Origin of the sequence: Dawidia soli (assembly GCF_018598185.1) — a bacterium.
In the GTDB taxonomy this organism is placed as follows: domain Bacteria; phylum Bacteroidota; class Bacteroidia; order Cytophagales; family Cyclobacteriaceae; genus Ohtaekwangia; species Ohtaekwangia soli.
This window is the reverse complement of record NZ_JAHESC010000026.1, coordinates 71279-87349: the sequence shown is the minus strand read 5'-3', so window position 1 is coordinate 87349 and position 16071 is coordinate 71279. Positions and strand designations below refer to the sequence as shown.

The 16071-nt window shown below is 55.3% G+C and carries 15 protein-coding genes; 8 read left to right on the top strand and 7 right to left on the bottom strand.

Features of this window, described 5'->3' with window-relative positions:
• Positions 1–315: 315 nt before the first annotated feature.
• Both KK078_RS17960 and KK078_RS17955 read right to left on the bottom strand, forming a co-directional pair.
• Complete coding sequence (locus KK078_RS17960; protein ID WP_254091686.1) at positions 316–1272, bottom strand: transketolase family protein; 957 nt, start codon at positions 1270–1272, stop codon at positions 316–318.
• Positions 1273–1384: 112 nt separating this feature from the next.
• Positions 1385–2749 carry a vWA domain-containing protein gene (locus KK078_RS17955; RefSeq protein ID WP_254091685.1) on the bottom strand — a complete coding sequence of 455 codons (1365 nt, stop codon included), beginning with the start codon at positions 2747–2749 and terminating at the stop codon, positions 1385–1387.
• Positions 2750–2924: 175 nt separating this feature from the next.
• Between KK078_RS17955 and KK078_RS17950 the strand changes: the two genes are divergently transcribed.
• Complete coding sequence (locus KK078_RS17950) at positions 2925–3362, top strand: CBS domain-containing protein (RefSeq protein ID WP_254091684.1); 438 nt, start codon at positions 2925–2927, stop codon at positions 3360–3362.
• 6 nt (positions 3363–3368) lie between these two features.
• On the opposite strand, the gene KK078_RS17945 is transcribed toward KK078_RS17950, so the two are convergent.
• The 4 genes from KK078_RS17945 to KK078_RS17930 are packed head-to-tail and all read right to left on the bottom strand — an operon-like array spanning position 3369 to position 6470.
• The gene (locus KK078_RS17945) at positions 3369–3890 is read right to left on the bottom strand and encodes a hypothetical protein (RefSeq protein WP_254091683.1); all 522 of its coding nucleotides are present in this window, start codon (positions 3888–3890) and stop codon (positions 3369–3371) included.
• 1 nt (position 3891) lies between these two features.
• The gene (locus tag KK078_RS17940; protein WP_254091682.1) at positions 3892–4257 is read right to left on the bottom strand and encodes a tellurite resistance TerB family protein; all 366 of its coding nucleotides are present in this window, start codon (positions 4255–4257) and stop codon (positions 3892–3894) included.
• A gap of 21 nt (positions 4258–4278) precedes the next feature.
• On the bottom strand, positions 4279–5196 hold the full coding sequence (locus KK078_RS17935) for a hypothetical protein (protein ID WP_254091681.1): 918 nt from the start codon (positions 5194–5196) through the stop codon (positions 4279–4281).
• Positions 5197–5249: 53 nt separating this feature from the next.
• Complete coding sequence (locus KK078_RS17930; RefSeq protein WP_254091680.1) at positions 5250–6470, bottom strand: acyl-CoA dehydrogenase family protein; 1221 nt, start codon at positions 6468–6470, stop codon at positions 5250–5252.
• A 74-nt stretch (positions 6471–6544) separates the two neighbouring features.
• Here KK078_RS17930 and KK078_RS17925 point away from each other — a divergent pair, with 74 nt between their 5' ends.
• From KK078_RS17925 to KK078_RS17900, 6 genes are all read left to right on the top strand, one after another.
• Complete coding sequence (locus KK078_RS17925) at positions 6545–7507, top strand: tryptophan 2,3-dioxygenase family protein (protein ID WP_394370572.1); 963 nt, start codon at positions 6545–6547, stop codon at positions 7505–7507.
• A 78-nt stretch (positions 7508–7585) separates the two neighbouring features.
• Positions 7586–8011: a hypothetical protein gene (locus tag KK078_RS17920; RefSeq protein ID WP_254091679.1), complete on the top strand. Its 426-nt coding sequence runs from the start codon at positions 7586–7588 to the stop codon at positions 8009–8011.
• A 12-nt stretch (positions 8012–8023) separates the two neighbouring features.
• Positions 8024–8521 carry a hypothetical protein gene (locus KK078_RS17915; protein ID WP_254091678.1) on the top strand — a complete coding sequence of 166 codons (498 nt, stop codon included), beginning with the start codon at positions 8024–8026 and terminating at the stop codon, positions 8519–8521.
• Positions 8521–9054, top strand: coding sequence for an STM3941 family protein (locus tag KK078_RS17910; protein WP_254091677.1), 534 nt, complete (start codon positions 8521–8523; stop codon positions 9052–9054). Before KK078_RS17915 ends, KK078_RS17910 begins: the two co-directional genes overlap by 1 nt.
• A gap of 457 nt (positions 9055–9511) precedes the next feature.
• Positions 9512–11299: a toxin-antitoxin system YwqK family antitoxin gene (locus KK078_RS17905; RefSeq protein ID WP_254091676.1), complete on the top strand. Its 1788-nt coding sequence runs from the start codon at positions 9512–9514 to the stop codon at positions 11297–11299.
• A gap of 242 nt (positions 11300–11541) precedes the next feature.
• Positions 11542–13110, top strand: a complete 1569-nt coding sequence (locus tag KK078_RS17900) for an NAD(P)/FAD-dependent oxidoreductase (protein WP_254091675.1) — start codon at positions 11542–11544, stop codon at positions 13108–13110.
• Between the two features lie 443 nt (positions 13111–13553).
• Here KK078_RS17900 and KK078_RS17895 read toward each other — a convergent pair whose 3' ends face one another.
• The gene (locus KK078_RS17895) at positions 13554–15470 is read right to left on the bottom strand and encodes a M61 family metallopeptidase (RefSeq protein WP_254091674.1); all 1917 of its coding nucleotides are present in this window, start codon (positions 15468–15470) and stop codon (positions 13554–13556) included.
• Positions 15471–15534: 64 nt separating this feature from the next.
• On the opposite strand from KK078_RS17895, the gene KK078_RS17890 reads away from it, so the two are divergent.
• The gene (locus tag KK078_RS17890; protein WP_254091673.1) at positions 15535–15924 is read left to right on the top strand and encodes a CoA-binding protein; all 390 of its coding nucleotides are present in this window, start codon (positions 15535–15537) and stop codon (positions 15922–15924) included.
• Positions 15925–16071 lie beyond the last annotated feature (147 nt).

Here is a 16071-nt window from a genome sequence, read left to right as displayed (position 1 = left end):
TTATCAGGACCGCTGTCAACCCCCTTTTTTGAGGTTCGGGGGACAGCGGGCTATCGCCGGCATTGCCGGGAGTTCCGGGCGCGAGAAACGCCGGACACGGCGAGCTTAAACGTGAACCTACCGGGAATCTAAATAGCATCGAAATAGCCCTTAAGGACTATATCAATGCTATTTCAATGCTATTTCAATGCTATTTCATATCTATGACATATCTATGATATATGCGCCTGAAAGTGCCTGAAACGATCCCTTATTAAGACAAAAGGTCGCCTGTGGGCGACCTTTTAGTGAAATCTGTTCCGTCTTTGACGGCGCTTATTTCTTTTTACGTTGGATGGCCTTTTCTGCGGCCGCCACGATGTTTTTCGGGCTCAGGCCGTATTTCTCCAGCAGCTGGGTGGGGGTACCGCTTTCACCGAACGAGTCGTTTACAGCGACCATCTCGATGGGCAGCGGGTTATGGCGCGCCAATACCTGGGCTACGCTGTCGCCCAGGCCACCGTTGATCTGGTGCTCTTCGGCGGTCACCACGCAGCCGGTCTTGCTGGCAGAGGTCAGGATGGCCTCTACGTCCAGCGGCTTGATAGTGTGGATGTTGATCAGCTCGACGCTGATGCCCTTCTCGGCCAGGATGGCTTCGGCTTCGATGGCCTGCCATACCATGTGGCCACAGGCAAAGATCGTCACGTCCTTACCGTCCAGCATCTTGTCGGCTTTGCCGATGGTAAAGGGGCGGTCTGCCGTAAAGATGGGCCAGTTCGGGCGGCCAAAACGCAGGTAGGCGGGGCCATGGTGCGCGCCCAGGGCGATCGTAGCGGCTTTGGTTTGGGCAAAGTCGCACGGCACGATCACGGTCATGCCCGGCAGCATCTTCATCATGCCGATATCTTCCAGGATCTGGTGCGTGGCACCGTCTTCCCCCAGGGTGAGGCCGGCGTGCGACGCGCAAATCTTTACGTTCTTATCTGAATAGGCAACCGACTGGCGGATCTGGTCATACACGCGGCCGGTCGAGAAGTTTGCAAACGTGCCGGTGAAGGGGATCTTGTCGCCAATGGCCATGCCCGCCGCGATGCCGATCATGTTTGCCTCGGCAATACCGATCTGGAAAAAGCGTTCGGGAAATTCCTTCTTGAAGGCATCCATTTTTAACGATCCGGTCAGGTCGGCGCAAAGCGCTACGACGTTCGGGTTCTGTTTGCCCAGTTCATGCAGCCCGACGCCAAAGCCCGAGCGTGTGTCTTTCTTTTCAGTGAAGGTAAATTTGGTCATGGAGATAGTAGCGTTGTTTCAGGTCCTGCCGGTACCGGCAAGGCGCTGCGAAAGTCGTAAATAAATTTCGTTTCTACCAGCACCCCGGCCGCACTATTTGCCGCGGTTTCCGTCAATTAAAGACGTTTACCGTGGCCGTTTCACCGGCTTTGAGGGTAATGGCCTTCGAGCCTGTGAATTTGCTGCCGGAGGCGTTCTTTACGCGAAAAACGACCTTGTACCGGCCGGGCAGCAACGTCAGCGGGAAACGCGCGCGCCGGTTGTCGAGGTCGCAGACCCACTCCTGGGTGCCGTCGGCCAGGACCTCGTACAGGCTGCCAAAGCCGGTGGCAAGGGTGTTGACGTTCAGCACGCCCGGTGCCGGCAGGTAGACGTTCTGGGTCTTGCCACCTTGTATGTCGACGCTGAACTTGCGGCGGGGCAGGGTAAGGGTTTCCACGTCGTAGGCGCCTGCCAGGTAGCGGATCGTCTCGGTGCTGCGTTGGATGTTCAGCACCTCCGGTTTCCCTTTTTGCCGTACGATCGCCTCCAGGTTGCTGTCGGTGCGCCCTTCCTGTCGAATGACCAGGTTGCCCTGCGGCACGTCGATGCGGACCACGTTGTGTTTACCGTTCTCGAGGATGACATTGCGCTTTACGGTAGGCGGCAAGGTATAGACTACCAGGTCGTAGTCTACGACGGGGTCTACCTGCACGGAGTCGGGGCGGCCCTGGGCATCGCGGTAGTGCACGAAGTCATAGAGGCCCAGGCCCGTGAGCGTGTTGACAAAGCTTACGTTCACGTTCGTTTCGGTGGGCTGTTTGCGCGCGTCCAGCAGCTCTACGCTCACCGTGGTGTGGGCGAAGGTCGACTCGATGGCTTTGTTCAGTTCGCGGTAAAACTCCTGGGGTGTCTCCGCGCTGATATACTTGCCGGCGCAGTCCAGCGTTTTCTCGGCCCGCAGGCCCAGCCCGATGATATAGGGTTTTAAAAATATACCCGACTTCTGCAGCGCGCGCGAGGTGGCACAGACGTCGCCGCCGCACGACTCGATGCCGTCCGTTATGAGGATGACGATGTTGCGATAACCAACGCTGTTGGCGGGAAAATCTTTGGCGGCTTGTTCCAGCGAGTAGGTGATGGGCGTAACCCCCTTGGGTTTGATCTCGTCGATCTTTGCCATGATCTGCGCGTGGTTCCGGGCCTTGAAAGGCACTTCCAGCTTCGTGTCTTTGCAGTTGTTGACCTCTTTCATGAACTGGTGTCCGTACACACGCAGCGCCAGCTCGAGGCTGGTATTCTGTTTCAGGGAGTCGACCACCTTGGTGAGAATGTTGCGGGCGATGCTCATCTTCGTCTGATTGCGCCCCCAGGGCTCCAGCATGCTGCCCGAGCCGTCGAACAGGAACAGAATGCGCGTTTTCTCCGGCAGTTTCTGCTGCAGCTTGGTTTGGGCTATAGAGGTTGCCGCCGCTGTCAGAAATACCAGTAGGAACACATATTTACCTTGTAAACCCCGTACCATCATAATTATTCCCGCTTCTAATAACGTCACAATGTCGCCTGGATTACGCACAAATAAAAGTTGGCCGAATCATTCCCGCGATGGTCGAAACCACATTGTTTTCAGGCGTGAAATTGATTAACTTCTCTGCAAGACAATGCAAACTGGTATGGGAAAAGTCAGAAACATTCTGCAGGCGAAAGGGAACCAGGTTTTCTCGGTCGAACCTACAACGACGGTCTACAAGGCCATCGAGCTTATGTCAGAGAAGAACATCGGCGGGTTGCTCATTACCGACGCTGATGGAAAGATGCTGGGGATCTTTACCGAACGCGATTACGCCCGGCGTGTGATCTTGCAGGGACGCTCTTCGAAAGATACCGACATTGGCGATATCATGACGACAGACCCGGTAACGGTATCGCCAGACAACAGCATTGAAGATTGCATGACGCTCATGACCAGCCGTTTTGTCCGCCACCTGCCGGTGCTCGACAACGGCTGTCTGTGCGGCATGATCTCCATCGGCGACGTGGTGCGCTTCATCATCGACGAGCAGCGCGGCATTATCGAAGAGCTCGAAGTGTACATCACGGGACACCGTTAACCACGATCAGGCACTGAATTCCACGCGGTGCAGTACCGTATGCGTGGCGCGGCGGATGAGCAACGTATGCCGTACCGGCCCGCGCACACACTCGTATGCCTCCAACCCGGCAGCGTCGGCCTGCCAGAAGAAAGCTCCCGCGGCAAGTTCCGTGGCATGGAGCGGTTGCGCCAGTACGTCCAACGCACGCGCGTCGATGCGCCGGCAGACGGTGTCGGCGACAACCACATGCTTTGAAAAGGCGGTGCGTGCTACTGCGCGCAATACTGCGTCGGGGTCGGCGATATAGGCAAAATAATGCGCTTCCCGTCCGGAGAGGTATTTCACGTTCAACCCCTCGACCTTTCCCAACCGCAGCGCCTGCAGGAATGCCGGCGACAGTGTGTCTTGCAGCGAAGCGTGCAGCACGATCGGACCTACGGCTTCGTTTATGGAAACCGGTGCGTCCGGTATCTGCTGGCGCTTGTCACACGCGGCCGACAGGAAGAGCACCAGCAGGGGGATGACGGCAAGGAGTCCGCGTTTCATGTTATCTGGACAGGGCGATGAGCTGTGTCAGTGCTTCCAATGCTTTTGTCTCGGCCGGGGCTACCTGGCCATCGGCGCGGATGATCTCCTGCATGGTGGCGAGGATCGCCTCGTGGTCGGCGTCATGGCCGGCGCCGAGCTGGCGGGCCGAGGTCTCCAGCAACGCGGGCAGCTGTGCTTTATCCAGGGCGTTGTATTCGCGGATGGTGGTATAGAGCTTCTTCTCCAGGTCTGTGCCGGCGGGGTAGAGCGAGGCCATCTTGTTTTTGATGGCGGCCATTTCCGCCGGGTCGTATTGATTGTCGGCTTGCGACAGGTGTACGTAGAGAAAAACGATGAAGTCGGGAAAGGTAGAGAGTTTTGTCATGCTTCGGGTGGTAAAATGGATTTATTGGATGCGGATCACCGAGGTCTCGATGCTGTTGCTTTCGTGTAATGCGCGGTCTTTCAGGGACAGGCGCAGCTTCAGGTTCTTGCCGTGGAAAAGGTCGCGAAAGCCGGAGCTTGTCATGGCGTAGGTAATTTCGCCCTGTTTATCGGACGTGATCGTAAAGTCGAAAACCAGAAAGGTGTGGTGGCCCGGTGTCAGGGCGGAGAGCAGCGGCAGCCGCGTGTCAAAGCCTTGTGCGCAGACCTTTGTGGGCAGGTCGCGGGTGAAGTCGAATTCGGTATAGGTTCCGTCGTTTCCTGCTACCAGAAAGTCCACGAACAGGTTCAGTGCATTTTTATTCTGCTCGGAGTAGAACGTGTTGTCGATAGACGAGAGTATATAGAATTTTTCTTCCTCCATCATCAGGGAGTCGCTGATGACGTGCGAGTCATTCAGGATGCCTTTGTTTTTGGCTGCTACCAGGATGCTTCCGGCGCGGTAGTTCAGGCACGAGTACGGGTAGACCAGCGGAGGAAGCTCGCTGAATGCGGGCTTTTCGCGAGTCTCGAGTGTAGCCAGCGTGCCGGTAGCCGTGCCGGGATCTACCAATACAAAGGTGCCGACGCTCTGGTTGTATTGTACGTCGACGCGTGCACCCGGAACAGGTGTTAACGTAGTGCCATTCTCCAGAAAGAAATTGTAGGACTGATAGGGGGCGTCCCGGTCTGTTTCCGTCAGACCGATGTCGCCGTCGCCGTCCCGGTACCGGAAGGTTACCGCCACGGTATCGATCGGTGTTGCTGTAGCGCCGGCTACAAACTTTACCGATACAAACTCCAGTTGCGGCTCGATAGTATACTGTACATCGTTGTCACCGTCATCACTTCCACAGCCGGCGAGCAGGGCCAGCATTCCAACACAGATAATACGTCTCACGTTCTAAAGCGAAAAAGAATATAGTATAGTTTAATGGACCGATCGTTGCCAGGTTACACAAACGCCGGGATGCCGGTGATCTGGTTGCCCAGGATCAGCAGGTGGATGTCGTGCGTACCCTCATAGGTAACGACCGACTCCAGGTTCATCATATGGCGCATCAGCGGATATTCGCCGGTAATGCCCATGCCGCCGTGGATCTGGCGTGCCTCGCGGGCGATCTCGAGCGCTACCTGCACGTTGTTGCGCTTGGCCAGGGAGATCTGCGGTGTCGTGGCTTTGCCTTCGTTCATCAAGGTGCCGAGGCGCCAGTTGAGGAGCTGGGCTTTGGTGATCTCGGTCAGCATCTCCGACAGCTTTTTCTGTACCAGCTGGAACGACGCAATAGGCTTGCCAAACTGCTCGCGTTCCAGCGCATACCGGCGGGCGGAGTCGTAACAATCCATGGCCGCGCCGATGGCACCCCAGGCAATGCCATACCGGGCGGAGTCGAGGCACATCATGGGCGCCCCCAGGCCGCTTTTGCCGGGCAGCAGGTTTTCTTTCGGTACTTTTACGTTGTCAAACACCAGCTCGCCCGTGGCGCTGGCGCGCAACGACCACTTGCCGTGTGTCTCGGGGGTTGTAAAGCCTTCCATGCCGCGTTCTACGATCAGCCCGTGGATGCGGCCCGCTTCGTTCTTGGCCCACACTACCGCTACGTCTGCGCGCGGTGAATTGGAGATCCACATCTTGGCGCCGTTCAACAGGTAGTGGTCGCCCATGTCCTTAAAGTTGGTGACCATGCCGGAGGGATTGGAGCCGTGGTCGGGCTCTGTCAGACCGAAACATCCGAGCCACTCGCCGGAGGCCAGCTTGGGCAGGTATTTTTTGCGCTGTGCTTCGCTGCCGAATTTGTAGATGGGATACATCACCAGCGAGCCTTGCACGGAGGCCGTGGAGCGCATGCCCGAGTCGCCGCGCTCGATCTCCTGCATGATAAGTCCATAGGAAATATAGTCTAATCCGCCGCCACCGTATTCTTGCGGTACGGTAGGACCGAAGGCGCCGATGTCGCCAAACTTTTTGACGATCTCATAGGGAAAGTGCGCGTGCTGCGCCCAGTCTTCGATATAGGGAGAGATCTCGCGTTTTACGAAATCGCGGATGGCGCTGCGGATGAGCTTGTGCTCTTCGGTAAAAAGATCGTCGAGCTGATAAAAGTCCGGATGCTCGAAGGTATCCTGTTTCAGGGATTTCTTGCCAAGGCCAGGGGTCGCGGTTTGTGCAGACATAATTTGAAATGGGATTAGGACATAATAACTTGCGCACCAAGTTACACAACTAATTTACATTCCGATAAGCCCCTATGATGGATAATACACCTGTAGACCCTGTGCTGTTAGAGCAACTTAAAAAGCTGCAAGCCAAGTACAACGCCATGGGCCAAGACCTGTCGTCGTACCTGGACGGCCTGTTGTACGCCGACTATCTCACGTACTGGGACTACATCCACCTGGATACGCTGCTGAGCCTGCAAAACCCCAAAACGCAGTTCCCGGATGAAAAGATCTTTATCCTTTACCACCAGATCACGGAGCTGTATTTTAAGTTGATCCTGCACGAGCTGGAACAGATCACCGCAAACCCGCAACCCAGCGAAGCGTTCTTTACCGATCGCCTGGACCGCGTGATCCGATACTTCTGTCACCTGGAAAATTCCTTCGACGTGATGGTACAGGGGATGGAAAAGGAGCAATTCCTCAAATTCCGCATGGCGTTGCTGCCGGCCAGCGGGTTTCAGTCGGCCCAATACCGCATGATCGAGCTGTATTCCACCGACATGATCAACCTGGTGAACCTGAACGACCGGCCCAACCTGCAGGGAGAGCCCATCCCGGTGTTGCTCGACAAGCTGTACTGGCGCAGCGGGGCGACGGAGCTTGCCTCGGGTACAAAAACGCTCACACTCCGGCAGTTCGAGCAGAAGTACACGGCCGAGTTCCTGGAGGCCGGCGAGCGTCTGAAAGACACCAACCTCTGGCAGCTGTACCAGCGACATTTCTCCACATCGCCGCAGCGTGACGCGGTCGTAGCCCGTTTGCGGGAATTTGATACGCTGGCCAACGTGCTTTGGCCGCTGGCCCACATGCGCTCGGCGGGGCATTACCTGCATAAGTCTCCCGAGGATATCAAAGCCACGGGCGGTACCAACTGGCAGAAGTATTTGCCCCCGCGCTTTCAGAAGATCTCATTCTTTCCGGCCCTGTGGTCGGAGCAGGAATTGCAGGAGTGGGGCAAGCAGGCGTTTATGGAGGCTGCGGCGAAATAGTCGATGTAAGATTATACTGCATACTGGTTTTTTCTTTCTGAACCAACGGGGTATTTTTGATTGCTGCCGTATAGCATCATGGAATATCTCAGACAGTACAACAAAATCTATTGTGTGGATGACGGCGTCGAGATAGAGCTGTTGCTTTACGACGAAGGTAGCCGCCATGCCGTATGGCTAAAACCCTTTGACGTTCGTTATCATCGGAACTTTGACATTGGCTTTTCCCATTTTCTGGGAACAGAGATCTACGATCGCGAGTTTATCCTGGAGGGAATCCGGGGTGAATACGGTGAATATTATATCAAATTGCAAAACGGAGACGTTGTCACGATTTCGAGTATGCCTTATGGCAACAGCGATGTTATCTGTCAGGTTGTATCGATATACCATGAAACAATTCACAGACAGATCTGGATACCTGGCGATAGTAATATATACGCATCGATGCTTCGAAGGTACCAGCATGCCGATGACGTCGAAGTCCTTCAAGACACCCTGTAATATTTAGCACGTATGATAAACCTATTTGTAAGCTTCCTGCTCCTGGCGACCCCCCAGACAAAATTCCTGACCTACACCAACCCGATGAACAAGTTCAACATGCGTTACCCGGAGCGTTGGCAAAACCAGGCCGGCATGAACGCCGTGGCTTTCCTGAGCCCGAAGGAGAACGAGCAGGACGCATTCCAGGAGAACGTAAACCTGATGCTCCAAGACCTGACGCAGCAGCCGATGAACATCGACCAATACACCGAGCTTACGCGTCAGCAGGTCGTGCAATTTGCCGGTAACGACGCGATCGTATCACTCAAAGACGCGACCATCGGCGGGCAGCCCTGCAAAGAGTTTGTTTTCAAGATGGCCTACGACGGACGCAACCTCAAGCTGAAACAATACTGGTTCATCAAAGAGCAGACCGCCTATTTGTTTACCTATACCGCCGAAACGACGCAGTATGCCAACTATGAAAATGTGGCAACGAACCTGATGAAAAGCTTTTCGTTCTACTGATGGAGATCAAACTTTACAAGTCTCCGTGGAAAGCACTCCTGTTGCTTGTAGTCTGCCTGTTATTTGTAGCCATTGGTATCTGGATGTTGAATGATCCCGAGGCGGACCGTTTCTGGGCCTGGTGTTGTATCGGTTTCTTCGGGCTGGGAGTACCGCTGTCCTTGTTTAACATGTTCGACCGTCGGCCGCAGATCATTCTCAACGAGGTCGGCGTGTTCGATCGCACCGCCTTCAAACAGGTTATTCCCTGGGACGTGATCCGGGATGCATACCTGTTGAACATCAATCAGACCAGGTTCATTTGCCTGATCGTCGACAAACAATACGAGCCCTCGCGGAAGAAGGGACGCTTTATGCGGGGATTTACGCGCATGAGTAAATCACTGACCGGTGCACAGGAGTTGAACATCAATCTGGCCGCGGTGTCGGTAGACGCGACGAAGCTCGGGCAATTTGTTTTGGAAATGGCGCGGCTCGCGCCGGAGGCGCGAAGGGAACGTGTGCGGGCGGGATTGTTGCCGGCAAAGGGATGAGTATAGTTTTTCGGATATACTACCGTTGATATTAAGAAGCTATGGCTATTATCATTCTGAATAAGAGTACATGCACGATGTGTAACAAAGTGCTAACACCTACAGATAAGATCGTCGGATTACCTGCCTATTTTGGAGCTCCTGAGGATCCATTGTATTTTTTTCATGACGCCGGATTTCATGAAGACTGCTTTTTAAGTCATCCTTTACATCAAAGCGTACTTGATAGAATAAAATATATAGAAAACCGTGAATGGTGATAGACGCGCGAAACACTGGAAATGGAATGACATGGCTGGAACCATAGAAGCACATTGTAAGCGACATTCGGAACTTTTCTTGAACGATTGCGTGAAGGAGACTTTGATAGAGGAGAATGTAATCGTCTAACAGCCGGGGATAGTCGATTTATGCCATTTCCCAATAAACCGTATCTTTGGAACTGGTTTAATCCGGAATGCCCGCAAAATCTCCTTTTTGGCTGATATTCATTGCTTTAACAGGCGCCTGCAGCGTCGCGTGCGGCCAGGGCTTCACCCGTAAAACCTACCACGACCCGGAAAAGAAAAAGATCAAGGAAGTCTACCAGGTCAAGGATACGCTCCGCAACGTAGCCCACGGCCGTTACACTTCTTACTTTGTCAACGGCCAGGTAGAGTCCAAGGGCCAGTTCGAGAACAACGAAACCACCGGCGTCTGGGAGTTCTACTACGAAACCGGCAAGCTCAAAATGCGCGGCATCCTTTTCAAAAGCTCCAACTACGGCATGTGGGAGTACTTCTATGAAGGCAGCGGCCAGAAGAGCATGGAGGGCATCATCAACGGCAAGAACCGCGAGGGCGAATGGAAATCCTATTACGAGAACGGCCATGTGAAGGAGGTAGGCACCTACAAGGAGAACCGCCGCGTAGGGCTTTGGAAAAACTACTTCGAAGACGGCACGCTGAAGGGCGAGATCCTCTACATAGACGACGCCGGCAACTACACCGAATATTATCACTCCGGTAAGACGCAAAGCGAAGGCCCGCGCGTCGGGACACGCAATACGGGCCACTGGAAATTCTATCGTGAAGACGGTTCCCTCGAGAGCGAAGGCGACTACGCCAACGGCAAGAAGCACGGCCCGTGGAAACGGTATTTCTCCAACGGTACCGTGGCCGCCCAGGGCAGCTACGCCAACGACGAGCCTGTAGGGCCGTGGGAGTACTTCTACGAAAGCGGCGGATTGCAATCATCCGGCGAATATGTAGCGGGCAAAAAGGAAGGATACTGGAAGACACTCAACAGCAACGGCACCCTCAAAAGCGAAGTCGCCTTCACCAAAGGCTCCGGCGAATACCGCGAGTACCATCCCAACGGATCCTTGAAAGTAAAAGGCCCGATCCGCGACGGCAAGCGCCACGGCAAGTGGGAGTTCTTTTTGCCGGACGGCACGCGCGAAGGCGTGTGCGAATACAACTACGACAAGGGCACGTTCTACGGCTATTACCCCACGGGCGAGCTGCAGACCAAAGGCACGCTGGAAGGCGAGCTCAAGACAGGCACGTGGGAGATCTACGAAAAAGACGGCAAGCTCTCGGGCTATTACAAACCCTTTTACGACGACCGTAAGCTGGGCAAAGAGATCGTGGCGCTGGCGACCACCAGCAGTACGCGCAAGGGGCGAAGCAGATCGCAGGGCTTTCGCTACTTCCGGGAAAAGGGCAACGAGTTTCACGGTGTGATCATGAGCACGAATCCTGTCTGGACGGCGGTCGGACGTATTCCGCTGGGCGTGGAGTTCTATGTGCAGGAGCGGCTGGGCCATGAGTTCGAGTTCCTGGGCATCCGCGACCCATTCTTTACCGCCGACGACGAGATCACCCCCGGCAAGCTCTTCGAGCGGGGTTACAGCATCAGCATCAAACAGAAGTTTTACAATGGTCTGAAGGTGGGCATGTGGTACTTCGGCCACGAGATCAGGTTCACCAACCTGGGCCATTTCATCAACGAACCCACGTTCCTATTCACGGTCAACGCCGTGGAGCAGCGCATCGAGTGGGGGCCGATGCTGGGCTACCGCATTATGCGCCGGAACAATGCCGCCGGCTTTACGATCGATACCTTCGCCTCCGTCAACATCGGCTACCGCGGCTTTGACATCGATCCGGTCTTTGCCTCGTATTTTGAAGCGCTCGACCACGACAAGTTTTCCCGAACCTTCCACATCGGTCTGAACTTCGGCAACGTGTTTTCGTACCGCTAACGTCCCCGATCTCTGCCAAAAGGTCATAATGTTGAAGGCCGTCGATGGATCGCCCGGGATACGCCCTACTAAAGCCCTACATAAGCCCTACTGAAGTCCACCCAAAGCCCTATCGGCCCAAAACAGCAGATCTGCGTTTTCAGCGTGTTTTGGAGGTTGGAGCTTAGAATGCCCGCGGTCAGAATGTCAGGTGAAATCCTTACCTTTGCCCCTGGATTGAAGGATAAAAACCTTCCCACGATATGAAGACAGCAGAAGTAGTCCTGACGCCTGAAGAGGCGTTTGAGGAAGAGCAGTTTACCGCCCACCTGTACCAAAAGCTGGGCCTCCAAAACGACGGCAGCGTATATATCCGTCCCGTCAAGCGCTCGATCGACGCCCGTTCCCGGCAGGTCGTTGTACGCATTCAATGTGAGATCCTCTCACCCGCAGAAGCTATACCCGACGCACCTCGCGCAGAATATCCCAACGTAAGCCATGCACCGCGCGTCGTGATTGTCGGCAGCGGCCCGGCGGGACTGTTCGCCGCGCTGCGTCTGATCGAGCTGGGCTTGAAGCCGATTGTGCTGGAGCGCGGTGCTGACGTACAGGCCCGTCGTCGTGACCTGGCCGCCATCAACAAAGACCATATTGTCAACCCCGAGTCTAACTATTGTTTTGGCGAAGGCGGCGCGGGAACATACTCGGACGGCAAGCTCTATACGCGCTCCAAAAAGCGCGGCGATGTGAACCGCATCCTGGAGATCATGGTGGCGCACGGCGCCAAAGAAGATATCCTGTTTGATGCGCACCCGCACATCGGTACGAACAAGCTGCCGCGGCTGGTGGCCGCCTTGCGCGAGAGTATTCTGCAGGCTGGCGGTGAGGTGCATTTTAATACGACGGTCACCGACCTGCTGTTGAGAGACAGCAGCATCTATGGTGTAAAGACCCAGCGGGGCGACGCGATCGAGGGGGAGGCCGTCATTCTGGCCACGGGGCATTCCGCCCGGGATATCTTCCGGTTGCTGCACGAAAAACAAATTCTGATCGAAGAGAAGCCCTTTGCGCTGGGCGTGCGCGTGGAGCATGCGCAAGAGCTGATCGATCGGATCCAATATCATTGTCCGACAGACCGTGGACCGTATCTGCCCGCGTCGTCGTATGCCCTGGTGCACCAGGCCCGCGTCGGTGGGAAAGAAACCGGTGTGTTTTCGTTTTGCATGTGCCCCGGTGGCTTTATTGTACCTGCGGCTACGGCGCCCGGCGAGGTCGTTGTAAATGGCATGAGCCCGTCGCGCCGGGATTCCCAATATGCCAACTCGGGTATTGTCGTGGCCGTGGATAGCGAAGACTTTAAAGATTTTCGTCAGCACGGTGCGTTGGCAGGCATGTACTTTCAGGCAGCCATCGAGCAGCAGGCATGTCGCATCGCCGGGAACACGCAGGTGGCGCCGGCGCAGCGATTGGTGGACTTTGTCGACAAACGTGTGTCGACGTCGTTGCTGGAGTCCTCGTATCAGCCCGGCCTGGCCCCGGTGGCGATGCAGGATGTGTTGCCGTCGCGCATTGCGCAGGCGCTGCAGCAGGGGTTTAAGAACTTTGGAAGCAAGATGAAGGGATATCTCACCAATGATGCGCAGATCGTGGGGGTGGAAAGCCGCACGTCGTCGCCAGTGAAGATCCCTCGCGATAAAGAGACGCTGGAGCATCCGCAGATCCAGAACCTGTTTCCCTGTGGTGAAGGTGCGGGGTATGCGGGGGGGATTGTCTCGGCGGCCATGGACGGTGAGCGTTGCGCGGAGGCGGCTGTGCGCCGGATAAAAAAATAAGGGCCGCTATCGGCGGCCCTGTGGGGTCAATGTGAAATCTCTGCCCGACCTGTATGCAGTTCCGATAGAAGCTATCGGGACTGCATACAGGGTCTCCGCCCATCGGGGCTCAGACTTGCCAGGGGCTGACATTATAGCCCTGAAGGGGCGTAATACAATAGCCCAGGCTGTAGCGGTAGCGAAGGCCTGGGTAAACAGAAATCCCAATAATATGGAAGCCCTGAAAGGGCGCAACAATTCGAGGCACGCACGTGTCCATTTTGTTACGCCCCTTCAGGGCTCCGTCTTCACTAACATAATAGACCCAGGCCTTCCGCCTGGGCTGATTTGTTGCGCCCTTTCAGGGCTCCGTCGTCACTAGCACGAGAGACCACAGGAGACCTGGGGCTCTGTATTCCGCCCTTTCGGGGCTGGCAGGAAAATTTATATTCCTACCGGCGCATTTACTTCTTCAACCAGGCATCACGCAAAGCAATCTGCTCCGGCGTAGCCTCGGGGTCGAACGCCAGCAGGTGCCGTTGTGACAGCTTCACCTTCCGCATGGGGGCCGAAAGCTCCACGGGTTGTTGTGCGCCGGTGCTATCTTTGCGCAGCACCGTAAACGCTATTGTTTTTAAAGTAGGGAGCGCATCGCGCTGGCGTTGCAGGAAAGCGCCCAGCTCGGGGCCCAGGTCGGGCATAGTCTCTCCGTTGATCTTTTGCAGTACGTCGCCGTCTTTAAAACCGAGTGCGACGCCCATCTCGTTCATGTTCGCCGTCGTGGAGATCTCGAGCATGGGCTTGCCGTTCACCTGTGTGATGCCGATGTTGTTCTGGCTCAGACCCATGGAATAATCTTCTACCTGTACTTCCTCTTTATACAGTACGCCCGCGGTGGCCAGCACTTCTGCCAGCGGCAGCGGCTCGGTGCCTTTTACATGTTTGGCAAAGAACTCGCCGATCTGCGGATAGGTCATGGCCGTGATCTCGTCAAACAGTGCGTCGTCGCGGAAGGATTTTTCCTTGCCATATTTTTTGGACAGGTCCATCAGCAGGTTGGGCAATCCATACTTGCCGGCCGACAGCTTGCGGAGCTTCAGGTCCAGGCACAGGCCGATCAATGCGCCTTTCATATAGACGTTGCCGTATTGATCGTGGTATTTATCCAATGTAAAGCGGCTGATGTCGGTAAAGGGCACGTCGTTGATGAACTGGTCGGCCGTCATCATTTTCTCGCGCAGCACGTCCAGGTATTCTTCCGGTGTGATCAACCCATAGCGTACCTGCACGCTGCCGGCGAAGTATTCGGTTACGCCTTCGTACAGCCACAGGTGCTGCGACATCTTGGGGTCGTTGAAATCAAAGTGGCCGATCTCCTCCGAGTGGATGGTCAGCGGGGTGACGATGTGGAAGAACTCGTGGGCGGCAAAGTCGCGCAGCTGCTGGTTCATCTCGTCGATGGTCTGCTCGGGCATGTAGTAGAACGACGAGTAGGAGTGCTCCAGCGCGCCGTAGCTGGTCACCGGCTTGTCGGTGAAATAGAAAATAAAGGCGTATTTGTTCACCGGCAGCTTGCCTCCGAGGAACTCCTTCTGGGCCATGAGCACTTCGCGGATGCTGGCGGCGATCTGTTTGGCGGTCACGCGGTTGTTGGGCGAATACGAGCCGATCAATACTTCGGTATTGGAGACTTTGATCACGGCCGTATCGGGCTTCGCGTACATCAGCGGCGAGTCGATCAGCTCGTCATAGTCGGTTGCCTGAAAGGTGTCGACGCGCTTGGCTTTGTCGGCGCTGCCGGCTTCCTTGCGCACGGTGCTTAAGGGCTTTCCCGTCTGCAGGGGGATCAGGCCGGACGAACCGTAGAAGGCTTCGGGGCGAATGACCGAGAACTGGAAGGGCACCTCTTTCACGCCGTCAAAGTAGCCGAAGAAGCCGCTGGTGTTGAGCACAAAGTTTTTGCCGTCTTCAATGTTGGTGCCGGCGGGTTGAAAGATATCCGGGCCGGGCAGCTCGGTATCATAGCTGTCTTCCACCCAGTAGCTGATCTTGGCCAGTTTCTTGGCGTCTTTGATCTTCCAGGCGTTGTCGTTCAGCTTCTCCGTTACGAGCTTGTTGCCTTTCTTGTCGGCGGCGGTGAAGTCGGACACGAAACGGCCGTAGTCTTCGATGGAGTATGTACCCGGCACCATCTTGGGCAGATAGAACGTGAGCTCGTTCTGGCTGGTAGGAGGGGGTAGAAGTTCTACATATAGCTTGTCGTTGACGACGTTGGTGAGGTCTATCGTATAGTGGTAGCCTTTTCCCTTTTTACCCTGGGGGTATGCGGTCAGCGCAGACGCCAGCAGCAACAAACCCAGGAATGATCTTTTTATAAACATATTGAAATTGAATTTGGAACGAAGATAATTTTATTTTGTTTCGATACTAGACAATACAGGACCGGTGGCAACAAATACAGCAAATAACACCAAAAAGACCGTGATCATCGGGGCGACAACCGACCCCTCACGTTATGCCTATCTCGCGGCGCAAATGTTGACCAGCTACGGGCATGAGATCGTACCCGTGGGGATCAAAACGGGTACCGTGTCGGGGGCCGAGATCCGCGACATCCGGCAGCGGCCGGTGATCGAAGGCGTGGATACCGTTACCTTATACATCGGTCCACAGCGACAGCCGGAGTGGTACGACTACATCCTCGGCCTCAAGCCCAGGCGCATCATCTTTAACCCTGGCACCGAAAACGAAACGTTCGAAAAAATGGCCGAAGACCGGGGCGTCGAGGCGCTGCATGCATGCACCCTGGTGTTGCTGCGCAGCCGCCAATACTGATCGTCCGCGGCGCACTTTTATGGCTTCACATCGTGAAAAAAAAGCTTGAAAAACGAGCGGCGGAAAGCTACTTTGCGGCCCCAAGAAACAGGAAATTTTAACGCTAAAAATGTTGATCCGACCTGCGTTTGTAAGGCCAAAAAGATT